Annotated in this window: 21 protein-coding genes; 9 read left to right on the forward strand and 12 right to left on the reverse strand. The window is 45.1% G+C overall.

The window, feature by feature from the left end; genetic code table 11:
* Positions 1 to 85 precede the first annotated feature (85 nt).
* Positions 86 to 1,126 carry a hypothetical protein gene (locus tag NDA03_RS02115; RefSeq protein ID WP_348237155.1) on the reverse strand — a complete coding sequence of 347 codons (1,041 nt, stop codon included), beginning with the start codon at positions 1,124 to 1,126 and terminating at the stop codon, positions 86 to 88.
* 144 nt (positions 1,127 to 1,270) lie between these two features.
* On the opposite strand from NDA03_RS02115, the gene NDA03_RS02120 reads away from it, so the two are divergent.
* The 6 genes from NDA03_RS02120 to NDA03_RS02145 all read left to right on the forward strand — a co-directional run bounded on the left by NDA03_RS02120 (position 1,271) and on the right by NDA03_RS02145 (position 6,826).
* Entirely contained in the window at positions 1,271 to 2,224 is a 954-nt protein-coding gene (locus tag NDA03_RS02120; RefSeq protein WP_348237157.1) for a metallophosphoesterase, read from the forward strand.
* Between the two features lie 8 nt (positions 2,225 to 2,232).
* On the forward strand, positions 2,233 to 3,540 hold the full coding sequence (locus tag NDA03_RS02125; RefSeq protein WP_348237158.1) for an AAA family ATPase: 1,308 nt from the start codon (positions 2,233 to 2,235) through the stop codon (positions 3,538 to 3,540).
* On the forward strand, positions 3,537 to 4,187 hold the full coding sequence (locus NDA03_RS02130; protein ID WP_190524360.1) for a retron system putative HNH endonuclease: 651 nt from the start codon (positions 3,537 to 3,539) through the stop codon (positions 4,185 to 4,187). The genes NDA03_RS02125 and NDA03_RS02130 overlap by 4 nt, the downstream gene beginning before the upstream one ends.
* A gap of 144 nt (positions 4,188 to 4,331) precedes the next feature.
* Positions 4,332 to 4,859 (forward strand): hypothetical protein, encoded by a 528-nt coding sequence (locus tag NDA03_RS02135; RefSeq protein WP_348237160.1) that lies wholly within the window; start codon positions 4,332 to 4,334, stop codon positions 4,857 to 4,859.
* A 162-nt stretch (positions 4,860 to 5,021) separates the two neighbouring features.
* Positions 5,022 to 6,029, forward strand: coding sequence for a hypothetical protein (locus NDA03_RS02140; RefSeq protein ID WP_348237161.1), 1,008 nt, complete (start codon positions 5,022 to 5,024; stop codon positions 6,027 to 6,029).
* A 347-nt stretch (positions 6,030 to 6,376) separates the two neighbouring features.
* Entirely contained in the window at positions 6,377 to 6,826 is a 450-nt protein-coding gene (locus tag NDA03_RS02145) for a hypothetical protein (protein ID WP_190440057.1), read from the forward strand.
* 502 nt (positions 6,827 to 7,328) lie between these two features.
* On the opposite strand, the gene NDA03_RS02150 is transcribed toward NDA03_RS02145, so the two are convergent.
* From NDA03_RS02150 to NDA03_RS02165, 4 genes are read right to left on the reverse strand one after another with little or no spacing between them, the layout of a single operon-like run.
* Complete coding sequence (locus NDA03_RS02150) at positions 7,329 to 8,414, reverse strand: Mrp/NBP35 family ATP-binding protein (protein WP_348237162.1); 1,086 nt, start codon at positions 8,412 to 8,414, stop codon at positions 7,329 to 7,331.
* Complete coding sequence (locus tag NDA03_RS02155; protein ID WP_348237163.1) at positions 8,407 to 9,375, reverse strand: HEAT repeat domain-containing protein; 969 nt, start codon at positions 9,373 to 9,375, stop codon at positions 8,407 to 8,409. Before NDA03_RS02155 ends, NDA03_RS02150 begins: the two co-directional genes overlap by 8 nt.
* Positions 9,376 to 9,385: 10 nt before the next feature.
* Positions 9,386 to 9,613, reverse strand: a complete 228-nt coding sequence (locus NDA03_RS02160; protein ID WP_009630490.1) for a ferredoxin family protein — start codon at positions 9,611 to 9,613, stop codon at positions 9,386 to 9,388.
* A 33-nt stretch (positions 9,614 to 9,646) separates the two neighbouring features.
* Positions 9,647 to 11,350: a fumarate reductase/succinate dehydrogenase flavoprotein subunit gene (locus NDA03_RS02165; protein WP_348237164.1), complete on the reverse strand. Its 1,704-nt coding sequence runs from the start codon at positions 11,348 to 11,350 to the stop codon at positions 9,647 to 9,649.
* A 227-nt stretch (positions 11,351 to 11,577) separates the two neighbouring features.
* On the opposite strand from NDA03_RS02165, the gene NDA03_RS02170 reads away from it, so the two are divergent.
* Positions 11,578 to 13,584 carry a LysR substrate-binding domain-containing protein gene (locus NDA03_RS02170; protein WP_348237165.1) on the forward strand — a complete coding sequence of 669 codons (2,007 nt, stop codon included), beginning with the start codon at positions 11,578 to 11,580 and terminating at the stop codon, positions 13,582 to 13,584.
* A gap of 87 nt (positions 13,585 to 13,671) precedes the next feature.
* On the opposite strand, the gene NDA03_RS02175 is transcribed toward NDA03_RS02170, so the two are convergent.
* The 6 genes from NDA03_RS02175 to NDA03_RS02200 form a co-directional block, all read right to left on the reverse strand.
* Complete coding sequence (locus NDA03_RS02175; protein WP_348237166.1) at positions 13,672 to 14,496, reverse strand: ABC transporter ATP-binding protein; 825 nt, start codon at positions 14,494 to 14,496, stop codon at positions 13,672 to 13,674.
* Between the two features lie 50 nt (positions 14,497 to 14,546).
* The gene (locus tag NDA03_RS02180; RefSeq protein WP_348237167.1) at positions 14,547 to 15,434 is read right to left on the reverse strand and encodes an ABC transporter permease; all 888 of its coding nucleotides are present in this window, start codon (positions 15,432 to 15,434) and stop codon (positions 14,547 to 14,549) included.
* 56 nt (positions 15,435 to 15,490) lie between these two features.
* Complete coding sequence (locus tag NDA03_RS02185) at positions 15,491 to 17,002, reverse strand: ABC transporter substrate-binding protein (RefSeq protein ID WP_190678907.1); 1,512 nt, start codon at positions 17,000 to 17,002, stop codon at positions 15,491 to 15,493.
* Between the two features lie 528 nt (positions 17,003 to 17,530).
* Complete coding sequence (locus NDA03_RS02190; protein WP_199302614.1) at positions 17,531 to 18,985, reverse strand: HAMP domain-containing sensor histidine kinase; 1,455 nt, start codon at positions 18,983 to 18,985, stop codon at positions 17,531 to 17,533.
* Between the two features lie 19 nt (positions 18,986 to 19,004).
* Positions 19,005 to 19,394 (reverse strand): response regulator, encoded by a 390-nt coding sequence (locus tag NDA03_RS02195; RefSeq protein ID WP_190415056.1) that lies wholly within the window; start codon positions 19,392 to 19,394, stop codon positions 19,005 to 19,007.
* Between the two features lie 321 nt (positions 19,395 to 19,715).
* Positions 19,716 to 19,940 (reverse strand): DUF167 domain-containing protein, encoded by a 225-nt coding sequence (locus NDA03_RS02200; RefSeq protein ID WP_190429982.1) that lies wholly within the window; start codon positions 19,938 to 19,940, stop codon positions 19,716 to 19,718.
* Positions 19,941 to 20,362: 422 nt separating this feature from the next.
* Here NDA03_RS02200 and NDA03_RS02205 point away from each other — a divergent pair, with 422 nt between their 5' ends.
* On the forward strand, positions 20,363 to 20,644 hold the full coding sequence (locus NDA03_RS02205) for a hypothetical protein (protein WP_190524384.1): 282 nt from the start codon (positions 20,363 to 20,365) through the stop codon (positions 20,642 to 20,644).
* A gap of 153 nt (positions 20,645 to 20,797) precedes the next feature.
* On the forward strand, positions 20,798 to 21,145 hold the full coding sequence (locus NDA03_RS02210) for a hypothetical protein (RefSeq protein ID WP_190678905.1): 348 nt from the start codon (positions 20,798 to 20,800) through the stop codon (positions 21,143 to 21,145).
* 55 nt (positions 21,146 to 21,200) lie between these two features.
* Here the strand turns inward: NDA03_RS02210 and NDA03_RS02215 are convergent, their stop codons facing one another.
* Positions 21,201 to 21,626, reverse strand: coding sequence for a DUF2809 domain-containing protein (locus NDA03_RS02215; protein ID WP_348232522.1), 426 nt, complete (start codon positions 21,624 to 21,626; stop codon positions 21,201 to 21,203).
* Positions 21,627 to 21,691 lie beyond the last annotated feature (65 nt).

Genomic DNA, 21,691 nt, shown 5'->3' on the forward strand with positions numbered 1-21,691 from the left:
GTGCAAAAACAAAAATACCCTCGATGCCTCGAAGGTATAACCAGAAAAAGTATTTTAGGTAGATTTGGCGGCACCCGCGCAACAACTAAGTCGCCGCCAGTTGACGCCGCTTCACAATCACCATGGTGTTTCCCACGACTGGACTACGCGCTAGCACGTCGCCTTGAGAATCGGCGATTTGTAGCTTGCTGAAGTCGAGTTCCCTAGCACGTTGCAACATTTCAGCAGCTAATTTGTCCTGCTTAGAGACAGAGAGATTGTACCAAGCATCTCCTACCTTCACGATTAGCAAACTGCCTGGAAAGTTAGCTTCAATCGACTGAATCAGCCCATTTTCATATTGGCTGGTAATTTCAGTGACTCGATTTTGGATAGAGGCAATCAGGTTTTGCTCTGGAGTCAGCACTGGGGGAGGCGGCGTCACCGTTTCCACGGGTTCCGGTGCTTCAGGCGCTTTTAATTCCGGTGGAGTGGTAATTTGTGAAGTCGGAAGATTCGCCACGTCAGTCGGAGGCTTCCCAGGTACCAGGGCAGCTGTTGTCCAGAGTACTACGAGAAGAACGCCTGCGATCGCGCCCGACAAAGCCGTATTCGACAGCTTTTGACTGATTGATTCCGGCAGAATTGAGCGGATTCTCGCCAGCGTCGCATTCCACAACATCACAAAGCGCATCCAACTCTGACGGAACCTCTCTAGAGGACTCGGCGTCGGTGGCAAAGGCACCACCTCAGCAGGGGGTGTCTCTGGTGCTGGCGTGTCCGCAGAGGTTTCTAGGGCTGACGTCTCTGTAGCCAATGCTGGTGCTTCTGGCGTCACTTCTGGCGTTACTTCTGGCGTCAGCTCTGTCACCCCCTCAGTAGGTTGAAATACCACCTTTTCCGGAGGAGAAGGAGTCCTTGAGGGTAACTGTTCGGTAGGTTCTGCCTCCAGTTTTTCGACAACCCCTTCCAGTAGCTGAATTGTGCCACGCAGAGTTTTAAGGCTTTGCACTTTCAGAACGGGTTGGAATCTAGCCCAAATTTGCTGGAGGGCTTTTCCCGATTGGCTTTTTGCCCCCGTGGGCGTCGGCGTTTGGGGTGCCGGTTTAGCTGAAGAAGTTGGCTGTTTCGGTTGATCTTCTGGCATCGAATTTCCCCTGAGGGCAGTGCAAATAGGTGCAATTACGGTAAATTTTTACCGAATGCTGCCTTCACAGCCCTAATCTACCACTTTGCTATTCTGCTTTAATCGACTTGCGCCCAACTTACGTAACTCTTAATCAAGTAATCTATGCCCCTTAAACGCCGTAACTTTCTAATTTTAAGTAGCCTCAGTGGCTTCGGCTTAGCCTTTTTGGTCAGAAAATTCCGCAGCCAAATCGCTCAGAGTCAAGATATCAACCCAGGAGAGACTTCCAAAACCTCCCCTTCCTCCAACTTAGGCTTCAAATCGACAACGGTTAGTTCATCACAATCCCCTCTCCTGCGCTTTGTCTCCGTCGCTGACACCGGCACTGGTTCGGCAAGCCAGTATGCTGTAGCAGCGTCAATGGCTCGTTACCACGCGCTAAAGCCCTTTGATTTAGCAATTCTTGCGGGTGACAATATTTACAACAACGGTGAAATCGAGAAAATTGTCGATGTCTTTGAGCGCCCCTATCAAGCTTTATTGCGGCGCGGAGTAAAATTTCAGGCGGTTCTTGGCAATCACGACATCCGCACCGATAACGGAGAACCCCAAGTGCGCTATCCAGGCTTTAATATGCAGGGACGACGCTACTACACATTCCGCCGCAACCCCGTACAATTTTTTGCTTTAGATACTAATGAGAATGCTGACTGGGAAACTCAACTAAAATGGTTAGAAAAAGAACTCAGTCGCAGCAATGCCCCTTGGAAAGTAGTTGTTGGTCATCACCAAATTTATTCATCGGGTGCATACGGGGTCAATCAACCCTTTATACAAACCTTGACGCCGCTCTTTAAAAAGTACGGAGTGCAACTTTACATCAACGGTCACGACCATCATTATGAGCGCACTCAGCCTATCAATGGTACTACCTACCTCATCTGTGGGGCAGGGGCAGGACTCCGCCCGGTGGACAGTTCAGAATGGACGGCGCATTCTGCCAGTCAATTAAGTTTTGCAGCATTTAATGTATATCCAGACAGAATAATCATTAGCGGTATCGGCACCGATAACCGTATTTTCGACCAAGGCATTATTCCTCTGCAATCAGCCTGATTCAAACTATGAAAGTCAAGCGCCTGAAAATGACTTCGTTCCGTGGCATCGGCGATCTAACGTTAGAGTTCGACGCCGATGAGCCAACGGTACTCATCGGCATCAACGGAGTGGGAAAATCAAGTATTCTTGACTGTCTCGCTATTCTCCTATCCCGTTTTGTAGAGTTGCTTGTGTATCCCCCTACTAACCTTATGAGCTTTAAAATGAGCTTGAAAAGCGAGGCGGAAAAAAAAGCTATACGTTCTTTATTCAAACCTGCTAATAAAGAGGATATAAAAAATGTATACAAAGAAACACGCAATGAGATTACTATCTCACTCAACGATTTGCGTGATGCAACGTGGTCTTTCAACACAAGTTGGGAAGAAAACACAAAATTCAAGTGGGAAGAGTTAAAAGCGTTTGCTCAGGACATACACAGTCAGTTGGAAGATAATCCTAAAGCTAACCTACCTTTGGTAGTATACTATCCGGTTAATCGTGCGGTTCTTGATGTTGCTTTAGAAGTTAATCAGAATTATTCTTTTAAACCAAGAGATGCTTACATTGAGGCGCTCGCAGGAGAACAAATGGGCTTTGGGAGCTTCTTCCAATGGTTTAGGCTTTTGGAAGATGTTGAGAACGAAGAACGGCGGGATAACTCTGATTATCGCGATCACCAGCTAGAAGCGGTGAGACTGGCGATTGCTTCTCTGCAACCAGACTTCTCAAAATTGCGGGTTAGGCGATCGCCTTTACGAATGACCGTGGAAAAACAAGGTCAGGTACTGATTGTCAATCAACTATCAGATGGTGAGAAATGCTTGCTGGCAATGGTGGGGGATTTGGCGAGAAGGTTAGCGATCGCAAACCCAGGTTTACCTGATCCACTCCAAGGCGAAGGCGTTGTTCTCATTGACGAAATTGAACTGCACCTTCACCCGAAATGGCAACGCGAAATTATTCCCGCGTTAACAAGAACATTTCCTAATTGTCAGTTCATCGTTACAACCCATTCCCCACAGGTAATCAGCGAAGTTAAACCTAATGGAATCTATATTCTAGAGGCAACATCTGAAGGTGTTGTTGCTAAACGTCCAGAAAGTTCTTTTGGTAGAGACAGCAATCGTATTTTAGAAGACCTCATGGGTGTTCCAGCCCGTCCGCAGGAAATCAAAGACGAACTCCTGGAGCTATTTCGACTCATCGATAAGGGGGATCTTGACGGTGCTAAACAATTGCGCCAACAAATCGCTGACCAAATTGGAACTGATGAACCAGAGTTTGTTAGGGCAGATGTACTCATGCGGCGAAAAGAAATTCTTAACCGATGAAGTACATCAGAAAAAACAAGGAGCCGGAAAGTTTCACCAAGTGGAAAGCGCTCGCTAACGAAGACTGGATACCCACTTATGATGACCTACGCGGACAAGAGAAAACAGATGTTTGTAATAGGCTGCTGCAAGAGCAAGGTTATACCTGTTGCTATTGCGGAATGCGTATTGCTAGAGAAAATAGCCATATCGAACATCTAAAACCCCAAAGCTCCTATCCACATCTAGCGCTAGAGTACACAAATCTGTTGGCTTCATGCCAGGGAGAAAGTGAAGAACCACCCCCACTCCCGGTTCATTGTGGACGCAAAAAAGATGACTGGTACGATGAGCATTTAATGGTTTCTCCTTTAGATGCGGACTGCACTAATTTCTTTAGGTACTCTGGTTCAGGAGAAATCCTACCAACAGACGATTTAGGTAAGCAAGCAACAGCAGCAACAACGATTTCTCAGCTTGGACTCGACATTGACAAGCTGAGGGCAATGCGTCGCGAGGCGATTAATGGAGTCTTGTTAGCGATTGAGGGACTAACGGACGAAGAGATACAACAGTTTGCTCAAAGCTACAAGCAGTTAGATGCAAAGGGACAATACACGCCGTTTTGTGCTGCGATCGCTTATATCTTTAAGGCATACTATCCTTAATATTGAGCTAGATTAATGGATAGGAGGAAATACGCGATCGCATCTAGTTCATCCGCCTATTTCACTGCGAGTCACTAATTTTTTAGCCTCCGAATAAGACGAAATATTTTATTTTCTTAAAAAGGATGAGAAAAAACAACAATCATGAAATTGCAGAATCCCAAAATTAGATTATTCCTTCTCGTCTTGGCTTGTGCAGTTGTTTTCAGTATTCAATCCTTATCTTTAGCACAAAAAGACGCTCAACTAGCCACCGAACCGATTACTTCACCTGCGTCCCAATTACTCGCTCAACAAAACGGGCAGTTAATTATTACTCAAGTAAATCGTGAGTTTCAGATAAATTTAAACGAAACCGCTATTTTACCTGATGAAAATATTTGGGTGAAATTTACTGACATCACAGAAGATTCGCGCTGTCCTATTAATGTCCAGTGTTTTTGGGCGGGACGAGCAAAAATCGTGGTAAATATTTGGAAAGACAGTCAAAATACAGGAGATTTTGTTTTGACCACTGGTGGCGGAAATCCAGCATTAGCAGTTCAAAACTTTGACAGCAACTATAATATTAAGTTTGTAGACCTTCAGCCAGATCCCATTAGTGGATCAGAAACTCAAAAATCAGCTTATACTGCTGCTCTCGTGATTTCTAAAACAACAGACAAGATTTAGTCTTGTAACTTGCGTAGGCAGGTTTCATTTGTGTAGGTGCGGTTTCAACCATCCCTGCAAGAGGTGAGGGATTCTGACCCGCTGGCATATCGCAATTCAAATACGATTGCTATAGCATTTTTTAACTATAACCATATCAAATTAGAAGCAAATAACTAAAAGATGAAGCACATAAACATTATTATTTCTAGCATTCTTCTAACTACGAGCCTGACGGCTACAGCAGCCTACAGTCAAAGCGTTTCCCCACGCCCAACTCTACTTCCCACATCCAGCCCTATTCCAAATTCAAATCAAATTAAACCCAACAACTGGGAGATAAATGTAAAAGAAATTTTAGAAACTCCTAATTTGGCTGACTGCAAATTTTGGATGATGCTTGGGGTAATCCTCGCTGCTGGAAGCCTGGGTGGGTTAGTCTACGAACTGCTCAATCTCCAGGGAAATATTGAGTTACCTCATAAGCCGACCGATGATGATTTAGCAGTAAAGTTTGCCTATGCTCATTCTACAAATGTGATTGATTTAGGGGTAGTGGCACGGTTACTCATTGGTGCCCTTGCTGCACCTCCAGCTATCGCGATTGTCCGACCAGAAACGGCTTTTATCCTGTTAGCAACCTCCGCAGTTGCTGGTTCCGCAGGTACTTTGATCTTTCGCGCTCTACAGGATCGGTTATTGGTCGCGGTACTTCAAACTGGGATAAACGAGGTCACTGCAAGAAGTATTAAACCGCAACAACCAATCGATGAAGCAATTAAAGATTTTGACAAGCTAGTACAAGAAGTGAGAAAGCATTCAGAAAGTCCCAGAGGATTGACTGAGCTAAAGTTTACCAGAGACGCGACTTTAGACCCCAGCGACTTCGAGGAAGTCAGCAAACATTTGAATCAAATTCAAGGAGTAAATCCTAAAGTTGACGAGGCGATTGAGATTTTTAAAGAGCTGGTGGAGGAAGTGCGAAAGCACTCCGAAAGTCCTAGCGGGACTACTAAACTAAAGATTACGAAGGGTACCGTTTTACCATTTGAGCATTTACAGAAGATAAAAACACTTTTGTGGCAAGCTAAAAAAGACACGGAAACGACTACATCCGCAAATGATAGCACTGCTGAATTAGCATCTAAGCCGACGCCACCCGCAGAAGGCAGTACTTCTTCTCACAACTGAAATAAATTCAAGCACACGGATAAGCTAATCCTGCCAGATGCAGTTGCCTTGAAAAAACAGAATTAACACTAGTTGCAATAAAAGTTTACAGTCAAATCTTGTCGTGCGATATCTTGAGTTTTGTTAGTTAACCAGTAGGGGTATTGTAGTCTAATAGAAATAGAATTATTAGGTTGTTAATATATTAAGTTTAAACGTATGCAGGCTGGATGATATTTGTTCAATCTATCGGAAGAGTGAATTATTTGAACAATTTGTGATAAGCGAACATCTGTCTAGAGAGCGGTTTAGCTGATAAGCCAAATGAAGTAAATATAGGATTGCTAAACCTAATGAGATTGTGTTCTATGCAACCAAATTATTTTACGAAAGGGCTTTCAACTGTAGGACGTTGGCTGGCTACAACGCTGTTTTGCGTGTCAGCGATCGCGTTTGTTTGGCAGGGTGCCTTTTTCTCGACCAGCGCAGCAATGGCTGCTCCTAGTGCAAACCTAATCGCATCTGTAGATACGAGCGACCAGGTTAAAGGAAAAGCCAATGAAGATTTGAACCGAAGCAAGAATTTCATTGACGATGTCAAAGACAAGGTAAAAGCAACTGCCAATAAGAATGCCGACCGAGTCGAGGAAGGAACGGATGGGCATGGGAATCTCATTGAGCGTAAAGCCAACAGAGATGCAGCGCGAATTGAGAAAAGAGCAGATGAAGATGCGGCTCGGACTAAGGAAGCAGTAGACAACACAAAAGGTCTTGTTGAACAGGCTGTTGATAGCATCAAAGATGCCTTTGGTAACTAGAGAATAGTTATTAGGTCAATGTACATTATTCCGTTCATTTAAACCTGAAGGATGGATGTACATTGATTGGCTGTTTGCAATTCTACTTCGGCAAGAGAAATAAAAATAAAGAAACGAAACACAAGCTTACTCGCCGCTATCCCTGTCTTGTCACTCTCTGAAAACAAAAATTTAAGACGATTTTTTAACTCTGACTGGAATTGGGTTTATCGCTTTATTTTCTAATATTCTAGATATAGTTATTGCGTAAAACTAAAATGCTTGTGTGGGAAGGGTTACATCTTTTCATCTGAGAATAATGATGGAAGAACGATAGAGTTTTAAGCCGTGTTCTTCAACTTTTTCGGGGTCGTCAGCGTTTCGTGGAAGTTTCGCAAAATTGGCGATCGCAACTGCATCATCAATCGCTCTGTTTACGGTTGTGTCGTTCGTTCTTGAGGGTTTAGTTTGCTTGACAATGTGGACATTGCATCGTGCTTCAATTGTGCAATGCCCAAATCAATTATCCAGTCAGAACTTCACAAGGGCGAAAAGTCGTCTCGATCGCCCCAGCCATTTGTACAAATACTTGTCCTACAGTGGAATCTGGGTGAGTCAGCGTCAAAGGCGTTCCCGTATCTCCGCCCATGCAAATACTAGGGTCAATCGGAACCTGTCCTAGTAAAGGGGCATGGAGTTCTGCCGATAGCTGCTGCCCTCCACCACTCCCAAAAATCGGAGTGCGATCGCCACAATGACCACAGATTAAATAGCTCATATTTTCGATAATGCCAAGCACGGGAATGCCGACACGACGAAACATATGGACACTGCGGCGAACATCCGAAACCGCAACTTGTTGGGGAGTCGTCACTAAAATTACGCCACAAATCGGACTTTCTTGCACAATCGTAATTTGAGCATCGCCTGTGCCAGGAGGCAAATCAATCAGCAGGTAATCCAAGTCTCCCCATTCCACCTCCTGAATAAACTGAGTGACAATTTTGTGCAGGACGGGGCCGCGCCAAGCTAGGGGATGATCGGGTTCTGCCAGCAGTCCTACGGACATAACTTTGATACCGTGGGCTTCTAGGGGCAGAAACTTTTGACCGTTGGGTGTATCAATCACCTTGACATCTGCCTGTCCCAGTCCCAACATCTGGGGGACGTTGGGACCATAGACATCCGCATCAAGTAAACCCACCTTCGCCCCCTGTAAACTCAAAGCGGCGGCTAAATTAACCGATGTTGTGGATTTGCCTACACCCCCCTTGCCACTGGAAATTGCCAACGTCGTTCTGACACCAGGAATGGTACAAATTTGGATATAGATTTTCTTGCACCAAGTTACAGGCGAAAGTGCCGATTGAATTTCGGCTTGTAGGTGATGCTGATGTTTCCCCACATACAGGCGTAGATAAATATAGTCATCCACAACCCGCAGATTCCGCACCATCCCTAAGCTAACGATGTCGTTTTTGAGGATGGGTTCAATCACCTGTTTGAGATACTGGATAACTTCTCGTTGCCGAGATTCCGTTACTGGATCGGGAGGAGTGGCAATTTCCTCTGTATGAGTTTGGCGGAAGGGAGATTGATGGCTAGGCATTAGATGTCTCTGGCGTGGACTCTTGGATTTTCTGAATTGCTCGTTGTGCGTAAATACACACATCTTTGTCTGGATCGTCCAGAGATTGCTGGAGTGCATTCAGGGCGGTTGGGTTCTTCAGGATACCGAGTGCGATCGCTGCATCTCGACGCACATCCGAGTATTCATCTGCCAGTGCTTTCACTAAAGCAGGTAGGGTTTGCTCAGTCGGTGTTTTCTGCAAAGCCTGAAGTGTAAACTTCCGCACCTGCCAATGCTCATCTGCCAAAGCCGTTTCTAAAGCCGGAACTGCCGCAACATCAGCGTGGAGTGCCAAGGATTTTGCCGCATTGCGTCGCACCTGCCAATCTTTGTCGATAGTCAGTGCTTGACACAGACTGGGAACTACTTCTGCATCTGTTAAATGTCCTAATGTTAGGGCAGCAGAACGCCGCACGTTCTCATCGGGGTCGGACATTAAGGTGATCGCTTCTTGGCAGCGTTCCACCTGATTGAGATAGCGTAGCGTTGTCACTGCCGCTTCCCGTAACTCAGCATTTTCCGACTCAAAGAACGGCAATACATAGGGCAAAGACTGAGCATCGTGAATCTTCCGCAACAGAATTAACACATTCAGTTGCATATTCACGTCATCTCGATGCAGGGCATCTAGCAGCAGCAACAGGTGATCGGGGGTAACTAATTCGCCCAAGGCGGATAACGCTTCTTCCCGAATCTCCTCATCAGTTGAAGCCAGACATTCCACTAAAGCCGGAACCGACTTGGGATTTGCTAGTTCCCACAGTGCCGTCACCGCTAGCTTTTGCACAGCCATGCTCTCATCTTGCAGGGCTGTAATCAAGGGTTCCAGAGCATCCTCATCACCCAAATGTTGCAACATTTTGACGGCAACTAGGCGATCGCTAGCGTCGGGCGATCGCAACATTTCCAACCATTGGTTCAATTCAGAATCAGCAGACATGATCACTCCTCTATCGCAACAAAAAGGGAATTTGAACCGTAATCGCGTTGGTGGGACACTCCTTCTCACAAGGCAAGCAAAACCAGCACTCGTCGTACTTCATATAGGCTTTGCCCGTTTCTGGGTTCTTCGCTAATACATCGAGGGGACACACTTCAATGCAAGCGGTACACTTTTCTAAGCATTTCGATTCATCAACGATTACAGGTACGTCAACTCGTTGCGTTGTTAAAGCCATAACTCTCTCTCTAATTGTTAAAAACCAACAAACTTAACGCACCGCCACATCATAAACTTCTCGTTCAATATCAACGTCCACAACATAAGGCTCAACCGGACGCTTGAACAAAACCATCTCGCCTGACTCTTCTTTCTTAAGATTGACGTGGCAGAACCATTCTTCATTGTTCTTTTCAGGGTAGTCCACTCGGTAATGGTACAGTCCCCAACGGCTTTCTTTTCGATACAGTGAGGCGCGTGCTGCCATCTCAGCACAATCGCGGATAAAGTGAACTTCCATGCAGCGCATCAGTTCATGTGGGTCGCGTGCGCCCATCATTTCTAAGCTTTCGTGATAACGCACAAAGTTTCTCAAGCCAATTTCCATCTTGTGGTCTACTTTGGGCGGCTGTAAGTAGTCATTGACCAACCGTCGTAATTTATACTCCACCTGCGTGTGCGGCACGCCATTCGGGTTGTTCAATGGAGCATAAATTCGTTGTTTTTCTGCCTCCAAAACATCAGGATCGGGTTCAATATGCTCTAACCCTTCGATATAATCCACCGCATTTGTACCCGCCAACCGACCAAATACAAACGCCCCAATCATGTAGTTGTGGGGAACACTCGCCATATCTCCGGCTGCATATAATCCTGGTACAGTCGTCTCCGCTTTCTCGTTGACCCAGACTCCAGAAGCACTGTGACCGCTACACAAACCGATTTCTGAGATATTCATCTCCACGCCATTCGTGCGGTAATTTTCGCCTCTTCCTTCGTGAAATCGCTCTCGGCTGGGTCGTTCATTCGACCACAGAATCGACTCAATTTCTGAAATGGTATCTTCATCTAAGTGGGTCATCTTCAGTTGAACTGGACCTTTCCCAGAGTTCAACTCCTTCCAGATTTCCAGCATCATCTGACCGCTCCAGTAGTCGCAACTGATAAAGCGGTGCCCTTCAGCATTGGCAGTGTAAGCTCCAAACGGACTAGCGACATAGGCGCAGGCGGGACCGTTATAGTCCTTCATCAGAGGGTTAATTTGAAAACACTCGATATTGGTGAGTTCTGCGCCTGCATGATACGCCATTGAGTAGCCGTCGCCAGCATTGGTAGGGTTTTCGTAGGTGCCATAGAGATAGCCAGAGGCAGGTAAACCCAATCGTCCACAGGCTCCTGTACACAGAACGACTGCTTTTGCCTGAATCACGACAAAATCGCCGTTTCGCACGTCAAACCCTACCGCTCCAATGGCACGTCCGTCTTTAACTAGAACGCGAGTCGCCATCACCCGATTTGTGACTTTAGCTTTGTGGCGCTTAACTTGTCGGGTCAAAATCTGTTTGAGGTCTTTTCCTTCAGGCATCGGTAGCACGTATTTACCCACGCGATGCACTTGCTTTAAGTCATAATTCCCTTGAGTATCTTTTTGGAACTTCACGCCCCAGCTTTCTAGTTCTTGAATGACTTCAAAGCCTAGTTTTCCGGTTTGGTAGACGGCTTTTTGATTGAGGATGCCATCGTTGGAAATCGTAATTTCGCGAACATATTGCTCTGGGGTAGAATTACCAGGAATGACGGCTGTATTGACCCCATCCATACCCATTGCGATCGCTCCACTGCGACGGATATTCGCTTTTTCTAAAATCAGCACTTCTGCGTCAGGATTTGCCTGTTTTGCTTTGATGGCTGCCATCGTTCCCGCAGTACCACCACCGATGACAAGAACATCGGTCTTCATCCATTGAGTATCCACTCTTGACTCCTCTTCAGTTAGCAAAAACTTTTATAACTTTGTACGAATAAATTCACTAAGTCTGCTTTTTTACCTTTTTTTATATTAGAGAAGAGAATTAAAAGTTACAAGCTTTTTTGTAACCAAAAATACCATCTATTCATTCGCGTTTTTTATGATCTTATAAATTAGCTTTATTCATTCATTAAGCTGTAAAATGAAAATTTCAATTTGGGGGATTAGAGAACGTGGAGGTTTATCAAGTTAAAGTATTTCTGGAGGTAGCTAGGCATCTCAGTTTTACTGAAGCCGCTGATGCTCTAAATCTGACTCAGCCTGCGGTCAGCGCCAAAATAAAATCCCTGGAAACTGAACTAGGAACTGACCTGTTTTATCGTCTTGGTCGTAAGATTCAGCTAACCGAGGTGGGACAGTTTTTATTGGAGGAAGGGCCAAGACTGATTGAGGTTGAAAATCAATTGTTTGCCAAAGTCGAAGAAATCAAAAAAGGCAAATTTGGCAATCTCAAAATCGGCTGCACAGCCGCGATCGCTAATGGATGGCTACCTGAAATTCTCTTCCAGTACCGTCAGCAGTATCCTGGGATTCAAACTCAGTGTGTCGTATTTGATTCGGCTGAATTTCTCTATCGAGCTATTACCAGCAGTCAGATTGATATAGGATTTTCAGATATTAGTTTTGCAGAATTTTCTGAAATTTCAGCAACCCCAATTGCTCCCATTCACTATTCTTTAGTGGTTGCGGCGAACCATCCTTTAGCGAATCAAAGCTGGTTGAGCTTAAAAGAACTGCAAAAAGAGCGATGGGTGATGCTAAATACTGGCTCCCCTAGCCGTTTAGTGTTTGAATCTCGGCTAACTGAATTAGGGATAAATTTTTCGGATTTCGCTCAAGTTGAAACTGTTGATACTCTCAGTTTGATGCGAACCTATATGATGCAGGGTGATTATTTAGGATTTGCTTCTAACTTTGAATTTAAGTCTGAATGTCAATCGGGAATGCTTGTTGCAATTCCCCTGCAAGAATTTGCCTTATCCGGTAATGTTTTCCTAGTGTTACCCAAACGATTAAGCCAATCTGCGATCGCAGACTCATCATCGCAAAATCGGCGCTCGCGCAACTCAAACCCGATGCAAAAATTTATTGCTCTGGTTGAGAATGGTCAAGAGCAACAGCACGCCTCTGTTCGCCCTCATTCAACCCCAGTGCGTTTGCGATCGCCTAACCTAATCATTCGTTCCAACTCCCTGCAACATCCTGAGACAATTGATCTAGCGATCGGGATTCAAAACAGCACGATTCCAACAGTAACGGCGGGCTTAGTGATTCAGCGCTTAGGCTTGCTAGAACACTTCTTACCCAGAGAAGGGCGATACAGTTCCACGCAGTATCGCATTCATTGGTGCGATTTTTCCACAGGAGCGCCGATTATTCAAGGATTGCACGCCGGAAAATTAGATATTGGCGTTTTAGGGGATTATCCCTTGTTACTGAGTGCTATCCAGCAAAATAATTCCGGTAGTGAAACTCGACAGACGCGCCTGGTTAGCTTTGTTTCAACGAATCCCGATGGTTCCTGTAATGCCGTAATTGTTCCCAATAAGTCCAAACTGCAAAGTATCGAAGACTTACGAGGAGGTGTGATTGCGGTTCCTTTCAGTTCTTCGGCACATGGGATGGTGATGCGATCGCTCAATTCTGCGAACTTACTTAACGAGGTTAAGCTTGCTTCCTTAGAGAACTCCAACATTACTCAGCCCTTTGGTTATTCCATTCAAGCAGATGGGTATGCTCATTTTGCTCCCTTTCACGATATTGCCTATCGTCAAGGCAAGTTTCGTTATTTACCAGGTGACAATTTGAATGTGTTACCGGCTTTTCATGGTGTAGTGGTGAGTGCAGAGTTAGCAGAACAGTATCCGGAAGTTGTAATCGCTTACTTAAAAGCCTTAAGCGCCGCCCAATATTGGTATACTATTACGCCCTCAGCGCTTTCTCTGATCAGCCAGTGGACAAACCTGGATGCCGAAATCGTCTCCCAAATTCTCAGCAATGTCTATCACCAGAATCAACCTGGGCGTTTTTTCTGCGAGATGATGATTCGTCCCGACTGGATTACTCAACACATTGCCCAACTGCGTCTAGTTCCCGGAAATGAAGGACTAGAGACAATTAACCTCGATCGCTGGATTCAAACCGAATTTCTCCATCAATCTCAGAACTTAAGCAGTTAGTAAAAGGGACAACAAAAAACACGCCAAGCCGCTATCGAAAGCAACACACTTGGGCTGTACTAACAGTACAAATACTGTTTGCTTCAATCAACCCAACTCCATACTCTTGAGAGTTTCTTCGCGAATCAATTCAAAGACTTGCCGATTGAGATTTACAAAATCTGGTGAAAGCATCGTATCTATATGGCGGGGTCGATCGAGATTCACCACAACTGTTTCTTTGATATGCCCTGGACGAACGCCCATAACCAGAATGCGATCGCTCAAAAAGATGGCTTCTTCAATATCGTGGGTGACAAAAATAACCGTAGATTTCAAATCACTCCAAATGTTTAACAGCAACTCTTGCATCATGTGCCGAGTCTGGGCATCCAAGGCTGCAAACGGTTCATCCATCAACAATACTGAGGGTGAGTTTACAAGCGCCCGCACAATGCTTGCACGTTGTTGCATTCCTCCTGATAGCTGATGAGGATAAGAATGACGATGCTTATACAGCCCGACTCGGTTTAAGTAATCATTTACCAATTCAGTCCGCTCTACTCTGGAAATACCCCGAATTTTCAAACCAAATTCCACGTTTTGAAAGGTAGTCTTCCACGGTAAAAGCGAGTATTGCTGAAAGACAAATCCGCGATCAGCTCCGGGTTTTTCGACGGTTTGCCCATCTACCAATACCTGTCCCCTCGTTGGCTTCAAAAAACCAGCAATCAGGTTTAGTATCGTTGACTTACCGCAGCCCGAAGGTCCCAACAAGCAGACAAACTCACCAGGATTAATCTTAAAGTTCGTCGATTCTAGAACCAGCAACGGCCCGTACTGGTCTCGTCGCTTAAAGGCAACGGATAAATCTTTAACTTCAACTGACCCTTTCGCCAAGGCGCTAACCTGCTTTTTTGCTAGGGTTGCCACAGCCTCTAAACCTCCAAAAATAGGCAACTTGAATATTCATTTTCAGGGAACTACACACCCTGCTTTTTCATTACTCGCCAAGGCATCAGCAACTTCGTTAAGAGATCGACAATCAGCGTGCTTATCAAACCCATCAAACCAATCAGCAGCATTCCCATCACGATTGGTGGATAATTCGATGTAACATAAGACTCCCAGGTCAGATAACCCACTCCAAACCGACCTGCCAGAATTTCAGCTGTTACCAAACAAAACCAGGCATTTCCCATACCAATAACCAAACCGCTGGCAATGTTGGGCATCGCTCCGGGCACCACAATATCTTTAAAAATGTGCCACTGTTTAGCTCCTAAACACTGCCCTACTCGCAGCAGCACTATATCCGTGCTTTCTACTCCCCGAATTGTGCTGATCAAAATTGGGAAGAATGCGCCTAAAAATGTGATGTACACCATTCCTGACTCTGCATTGGGAAACATGAGAATTGCCAGCGGTATCCAGGCGACGGCGGGAATTGGTCTGAGCAACTCCAATGGAATAAAAACTAAATCTTCAATCTGCCGAAACCAGCCAATCAAAATGCCCAAGCTAACGCCCAGAATAGCTGCAATTCCAAATCCCAGCAAAACTCGTTGAAGACTGGCAGTAATATGCACAGCGGCATTGCCAGAAAAGAATTCAACCGTTGCATTCCAAACTTCAACTGGAGAGGGTAAAAAGGTGAAATTGATGAAGAAATTGAACTGAGTGACGCACAAAAGCTGCCAGATCCCAAAGAATAAAACAATGGAAATGGCTCGCTTTAAATTGCGATTTTTGAGCAGTGCCAGACTTGTAACCGCTAATTTTGACAAGGAGTGCTGCTTCAAAAATTTGCTACTCAGTACACTGTACTTCTCTCCTTTTGTCTTTCGTGCTGATTTTGGAGATACAGCCATTACAAACCTCTCATTTGAATCAATATAGTTCTATCGTTGCGATCGCTCCCCTTCATTCATCGCGCAACCGCTAAATCCTTTGACTGCGTATTTTTAGCATAAAGCTGTTGCAACTCCTGGAAGCTTGCAACCTTTGCTCCAGCTTTACCAGCAAATGCTTGTGCATCTTTTTCTAGTAAGAACGCAGATACCTGGTCGCCATTCCGAACATAGAACGAATTTTGAGCGAATAACTTCCAACCTTTGTCGCGATCGTGTACGAAGGCTACAGCCGCTGTCTTGCCCTCAGACTTGAGCTGTTGCAGCTTTGTCAGCATATTCTTGATTGAGGTAAAACTGAGAACTTTATCTTCTCCTTCTACCCAAATCTGAGCTGCTAGTTTTGGATCTTGAATCGATTCTTGAGTGAGTGCATCATTGCCACGAATCAAATTATCCGCCGACTTAGCCACATCCTGTTCGCTAATGTTGCTCTCTTTGAGCGCTTGTTTCAGGTAACTATCGTCCGTCCAACTTACAACATCATCTGGGTTCACGCTGGCATCTAATTTTCCAATCTGCTTCAACGTCGTTACGCTATTTTTGAGCGCAGTAATTTGGTATGGTTGAATTCTCGGATCGAGCTTTTGAATACCCGATGGACCGAGGAACATATAAAAGATTTCTTTCTCAACCCCTGTCCATTTCTCTAACTTCGCACTAAGGGCTTCTGGTTGTTCCCGGAAACGCTGATTCGCCTCCAACATTGCCCTTAGATAAGCCACCACAATTTCGGGATTTTCTTTCGCAAAGTCCGAGCGCACCACAACTCCATGAAAGGTAGGAGTTGCCGTTTGTGCACCATCGTAAATCTTGCGAGCAAAGCCTCTAAAGGGAAACAACTCACCATAGGGCACAAAATCTGCATGAGCATCGATCTGACGGCTCCTCAGGCTGCTACCACCTACTTCTGGTGATTGACTCACTAACGTCACGTCTTTCTGTGCATCAATGCCTTCATTCTTCAGCGCCCGCAGCAGCATCCCATGCGCCGAGGTTCCGAAGGGAACTGAAATGGTTTTCCCCTTCAAGTCTGCTAGTTTTTTGTAAGGTGTATCGGTGGGGACAACAACCGCATTTCCGGCTCCAATCGGGCTGTAGGCAAGAGATGAGATCAAAACAGTCTTGACGCCATTGCCTTTCTTCTGAAATGTCGTCAGGTTAATTGTTGCCGGAAAGTCCGCCATGTTGCCGATATCAATTTGATTCGCCAACATTTTGTTGGTAATTGGTGGAGCTGATGTAGAGCTAGACCACTCAATTTTGTACTCAACATTTTGGTATTTTCCTGTTTTTGGCAGATACTTTTCCAGTAGCTTTTCTTCTCGGATGACTGCACCACCTGTCACGGTGTTAATGGTTTGGTCTTGGGTACCGATCGCAATCCGAATCACCTTTTTGCCAGAGGAACTACCTGAAGTATTTGCTGAAGTATTTGCAGAAGTGTTACTACAAGCGCTGGTAAAGGTTAAGGAAACAACTAGCAGAGAAAAAAGAACACTCTTTAAAGACAATAGTTTGATATGCATACGACTCCATTCCCGCATTGAATCTACTGCCCCACTTGTTTCACGCAAATCATGTTGGAGCAGTAGCTAGTTTAATCTCCGGTTTATCGGTCGGAATACGACTGTTTTAACAGAATGCCATAGTCAAACACCGAAGACAAGATGTAATCCCCGGTTTATCGATAGACTTTTCGTATTTATAGATAGATTTTTTGAATTGAAGCTGCCAGATTTGGAAACTCGCGCTGGAGGGAAGCACCTTTTAAGATGCTGGCTATGCCTCGCGACGCCTATTCAACCTGCTTTTTATCAATTCCCGCGATCGGCTATAACGCTCAACGTCATTGAATCAATACGGCTGGTCAAGCGGATCGAGTTTCCGGAGGAAGTCCCAGTCTAGGAGACTCCCTCGCCACGACAGTGCAATTTGTAGGGGGAGCAGAATGAGGTGTCCTCCTGCATCAGGTTGCCCTTGTCCAACAGAACAACGCCCCAATTTCCAACCGACGATAAGCCGACTATAAATAAAGGGATAAGCCGGACAGGATCTTAACTCTTTCGTTTCTCTGCGGCGGTGTCGAGGGGAAGACGAATACTGAAAGTTGCGCCTTGACCTGGAGTGCTAGTAGCCGTAATCGTGCCGCCGTGTGCTTCCACAATCCGTCGCGCGATCGCTAACCCCAAACCCGTTCCGCTGCCTTTGCGCGAGGGATCTGCTGTATAAAATTGTTCAAAAATGCGGGGCAAATCGCTCTCTGTGATTCCGGTTCCCCGATCGCGAATTTTTACTGAAACCTGGGCACCCTCTGTATTGCTTGAGACAGACACTTTAGACTCTGGTACTGAGAACTTAATCGCGTTGTCCAATATATTTAGAAAAGCTTGCAATAGTCGTTCTGGATCGCCTTGGATTTGAACATCCGCAACCTCCACGCTGATGCCAACTTCCTTGGCTATCATGCGGGACTCCATTGCTCGCACCGCCCGTTCGATTAAGTCTCGCAGCTTTAGCGGTTGCTGTTCTAGTGGCGTTACGCCAGCTTCGAGTCGTCCTAAATCCAGCAGATCCTTAATTAGCCTGGACAGGCGCAGGGTTTCATCCTGTGCAGTCTGGATGAAGCGATCGCGTAACTCCGGCTCCTCAGCCGCTCCATTGGCGAGTGCTTCTAGGGTGACATAGACGTTGCTAACAGGAGTCCGCAGTTCGTGGGACACATTTGCGAGGAATGCCCGCCGCTCTTTATCTAAGGAAGCCAGCCGTTCGCTCATGCGATTCAATTCACTGGCTAATTGACCCACTTCATCATCTTGATGAATGTTCAGCTTCTCACCTAAATGACCCCCACCCACCTCAATTGCAAAGTGGCACATCGCCTGAATCGGTCTGGCAATATTACGGGCAAGGCTTTCGCTAATCAGCGCACAAAGCAAGAGCGTCAAGAAGAGCGTTCCAAGAACGGTGAAAATGACGCGGCGAAACTGACGCTGAAACTGTTCTAAAGTGATCGACATCCGCAGCGCACCGAGCAGACGACCCTTCCGAAATATCGGTCGCACTGCATACACTCGGTCATCGTTGGATAGAATCCCTTTTGCTACCCCTTGCGTCGGCTGATTTTGTAGCGCTTCTCTCACGCCAACAACAGCTAACCAGTTAGGGACTTGCCGATCTAGCTGGGGGGCGGAGGTGAATAGCAGGCGACCATCAGGTGCAAAGACGCGCAGGGTGACTGCTTCCGGTGAACCGTAGCGTTGCACTAGCACTCTTACCCGCTCAAGATTATTTTCCTCTAAAGCGTCAGCGACGCTCTCGCTGAGGGCTGTTGTCCAGGAATCTAAATCAGCCTGTCTCGTCCTCATGAAATAGGCATGGAAAGAGAACAGAATATAGCTTGCCAGAATAGAAGTTCCTAATGCGGTGAGTGCTAAATAGGTAACTAACAGTTTCCGGTAAATTGAATTCCATCTGATATGAATTGCTAACCAGCTCCTGGAATTTTTCAAAGGTGCAACTTCAATTTTTTTAATCTCCCTGTAGAGACTGTTGACCCACAGCGCGACCCCGGAGAACAGCTTTTATGCGTGCGAGAAGTTCGCGAGTGTTGAAGGGTTTGGTGATATAGTCATCTGCACCCGCTTCTAATCCCCAAACTTTGTCAATATCTTGGTCTTTAGCTGTCAGCATCAAAATCGGGATATTAGAAAATGCTCGGATGCGCCAGCAGAGTTCCATCCCATCAATGCCCGGTAGCATCAAGTCCAAAATAATCACGTCCGGCACTTGCTTGTGGAACAACTTGAGTGCAGTCTGCCCATCCCCTGCGGTTGTCACCTGATAGCCTTCTTTAATTAAGGCGTAGCTGAGACTGGCACGTAATGCCTCTTCATCATCGATCAGTAAGACGTGTGGCATGCTGAGTTGACCTCTTCGTTCAAGTGTACCAGGTTGAGTTATTCCCTTTTGAATTTTAGATTTTGACTTTGAGCTTTTGAAATCTACCAATAGATAGTTTCTAAAATTAATCTTTTGTCCATTTAAAGCTAACGGGGATGAGTTTAAACGGAAAATGAAAATAGCGATCGCGTGCAGTCAGAACAACACCTTTACCGAGCAACTGCTATAGAATCTTACTTAATGATTCGGGAAGCTCAGCTCCCCATCTTTCTAGAGCAGTCAGCTATCTGAAGGGGTGGCTCACAACTTCAATAAGATTGCTAGATTTTCTAGTTAGGTTCAACCGTCGTCTATTTCGACTAGCTTATTTCTTGACGATAAACCCGATTTGATAAAAATTCTTGATTTTGATATGTTAAATTTTTTAGAGAGTATTTGAATTAACTCTTCATTTGCCTTACCATCTACAGGTGGCGACTTTAAATGAACCGTAAGGCTACCGTCCTCAGCTTCCTCAATTCTTTGGTTTTTTGAATTGGGTTTAACCTTTACTTGCTTCTTCATCTGGCTGGGGTGATGGTAATCTGGTTGTAGCTATCATGCGGGTTAACGATAAATTTCATAACCATAGCGATCGCTCAACACAGGTTTTCGTGTAGTGTAGTATACAAATATCGTTAGTATTAACTTCTGCCTGGAGATAGAAGTTTAGTTGGATTAGTCTCTAATATGTTTTATTTGAAAGGGCAAAGCTAAATCTACGAATTTAATCCATTGTCAATAAGTTTTGACGAAAAAAATTCATCCAGAAAAATTGATCTAAAATTGCTAAATGAGTAGATAGTACGACGATATTCTAAATTTTAAATGCTCGTGTGGCAACCGCGTAGCGGTTGCCACACGAGCGCTCGATTTTTGGCATCCACTGAACCAACTTCACTCTTTTACAACACCACACCAGCATCTTTATCAACTGGATTCCTAACATGACAAAATATAACGTTAGCAATAGGAAGTGGCAAAAACTATCTTGCTGTAAAATTCATCAAGATGATTTATATTTAGCTGAATCTGGACAGCAAGATTCTGAAATATATCAGCCAAATATAATAACTAAAACAGATTATCTGCTCAGCAAATCATCTAGGCTGATCGGCGAAAGTCAGGATCTAATCGCTACAAGTGAAGCGCTAATCGCTACAAGTGAAGCGCTAATCGCCACAAGGAAAAAGCTGCTCGTACAATCCAAGCAACTAATATATAGATAAGTAGATACTACAACCCGTCCAAAAATTCGAGCGATCGCGTAGCACCTGCTACGCAGGTGCTACGCGATCGCTTTCACCTTTAAAATCTACTAGTAAGTTCAAATTTTGTCTTTTACAATACCTGCTAACATCTCCGTTAACTGGATTCAGAGCATGACAAAACACAAACTGAGCAACAGGAAGTGGCAAAAATCAACTTGTTTTGAAGTTCCCCCATATCCTTTAGATTTGGCAGAATCTAAACAGCAAGATTCTGAGATAACCCAGCAAAATATAACAACCAGAACAGACTATCTGCTCAGCAGATCGTCTGAGCTTATCTGCGTAAGTCAGGAGCTAATCGCCACGAGCCAAGAGCTGATATTACTATCCGAACAGCTAATCACCCTAAGCTTGATGCTGAAAGAAAACAGCTTGATGCTGAAAAGCTGGCGAGAAAGATCAAAAGTTAAATCAAGGTTAGGGCATCCGGTTCGGGTTAATTCAGTTACATCTGATTAGCCATCAAACACAGGCTAAAAACTACTGAAAATTCTCCCTCATCTAATCATCCTATCTATTTATCCGAGCGAATCGGGGTTTTATCTTTGTAACCTCTAACAATTTGCTGTAACCATAGCCACCCGATGATGCAACCGAGCAGATAATGGGGGAAATCCCACCAAGAAAAGGTGGTTCCAAGCAACAGTTTGCCCAGAAAAGTCGAGCGAATCGAGTCTAAAACAGGCTGGTGGCACAGTTGCAGAAATTCGATCGTACAGGTGATACCGAATACCCAAATTGGAATTTGGTTCATTGCTTTGCGACTCGGAAACAGGAAAAACCCGAACAAACACCAAAATATTTCGTATAAGATATCACCTGAGAAATCGTTGACCCAGCCGCGACCGAACCCAGTGTATTTCTTGGAGAGCAATCCCAGGGGCACAATAATCAGCAGCGAGAGGATAATCCGCTTGATATATTTGGCGTCTCGAAGCATTGGCTACACTTCCAAGCAGTTCTCAGTTCTGTATTCTATACATTTAGACTAAAGCCGCGCCAACG

This window comes from Trichocoleus sp. Lan (assembly GCF_039961855.1).
Classification (GTDB): domain Bacteria; phylum Cyanobacteriota; class Cyanobacteriia; order Cyanobacteriales; family FACHB-T130; genus FACHB-T130.

Coding starts and splice junctions, on each gene's coding strand:
- NDA03_RS02115 (WP_348237155.1), bottom strand. CDS start 1,126: ATGCCAGAAGATCAACCGAAACAGCCAACTTCTTCAGCTAAACCGGCA.
- NDA03_RS02120 (WP_348237157.1), top strand. CDS start 1,271: ATGCCCCTTAAACGCCGTAACTTTCTAATTTTAAGTAGCCTCAGTGGC.
- NDA03_RS02125 (WP_348237158.1), top strand. CDS start 2,233: ATGAAAGTCAAGCGCCTGAAAATGACTTCGTTCCGTGGCATCGGCGAT.
- NDA03_RS02130 (WP_190524360.1), top strand. CDS start 3,537: ATGAAGTACATCAGAAAAAACAAGGAGCCGGAAAGTTTCACCAAGTGG.
- NDA03_RS02135 (WP_348237160.1), top strand. CDS start 4,332: ATGAAATTGCAGAATCCCAAAATTAGATTATTCCTTCTCGTCTTGGCT.
- NDA03_RS02140 (WP_348237161.1), top strand. CDS start 5,022: ATGAAGCACATAAACATTATTATTTCTAGCATTCTTCTAACTACGAGC.
- NDA03_RS02145 (WP_190440057.1), top strand. CDS start 6,377: ATGCAACCAAATTATTTTACGAAAGGGCTTTCAACTGTAGGACGTTGG.
- NDA03_RS02150 (WP_348237162.1), bottom strand. CDS start 8,414: ATGCCTAGCCATCAATCTCCCTTCCGCCAAACTCATACAGAGGAAATT.
- NDA03_RS02155 (WP_348237163.1), bottom strand. CDS start 9,375: ATGTCTGCTGATTCTGAATTGAACCAATGGTTGGAAATGTTGCGATCG.
- NDA03_RS02160 (WP_009630490.1), bottom strand. CDS start 9,613: ATGGCTTTAACAACGCAACGAGTTGACGTACCTGTAATCGTTGATGAA.
- NDA03_RS02180 (WP_348237167.1), bottom strand. CDS start 15,434: ATGGCTGTATCTCCAAAATCAGCACGAAAGACAAAAGGAGAGAAGTAC.
- NDA03_RS02185 (WP_190678907.1), bottom strand. CDS start 17,002: ATGCATATCAAACTATTGTCTTTAAAGAGTGTTCTTTTTTCTCTGCTA.
- NDA03_RS02195 (WP_190415056.1), bottom strand. CDS start 19,394: ATGCCACACGTCTTACTGATCGATGATGAAGAGGCATTACGTGCCAGT.
- NDA03_RS02200 (WP_190429982.1), bottom strand. CDS start 19,940: ATGAAGAAGCAAGTAAAGGTTAAACCCAATTCAAAAAACCAAAGAATT.
- NDA03_RS02205 (WP_190524384.1), top strand. CDS start 20,363: ATGACAAAATATAACGTTAGCAATAGGAAGTGGCAAAAACTATCTTGC.
- NDA03_RS02210 (WP_190678905.1), top strand. CDS start 20,798: ATGACAAAACACAAACTGAGCAACAGGAAGTGGCAAAAATCAACTTGT.
- NDA03_RS02215 (WP_348232522.1), bottom strand. CDS start 21,626: ATGCTTCGAGACGCCAAATATATCAAGCGGATTATCCTCTCGCTGCTG.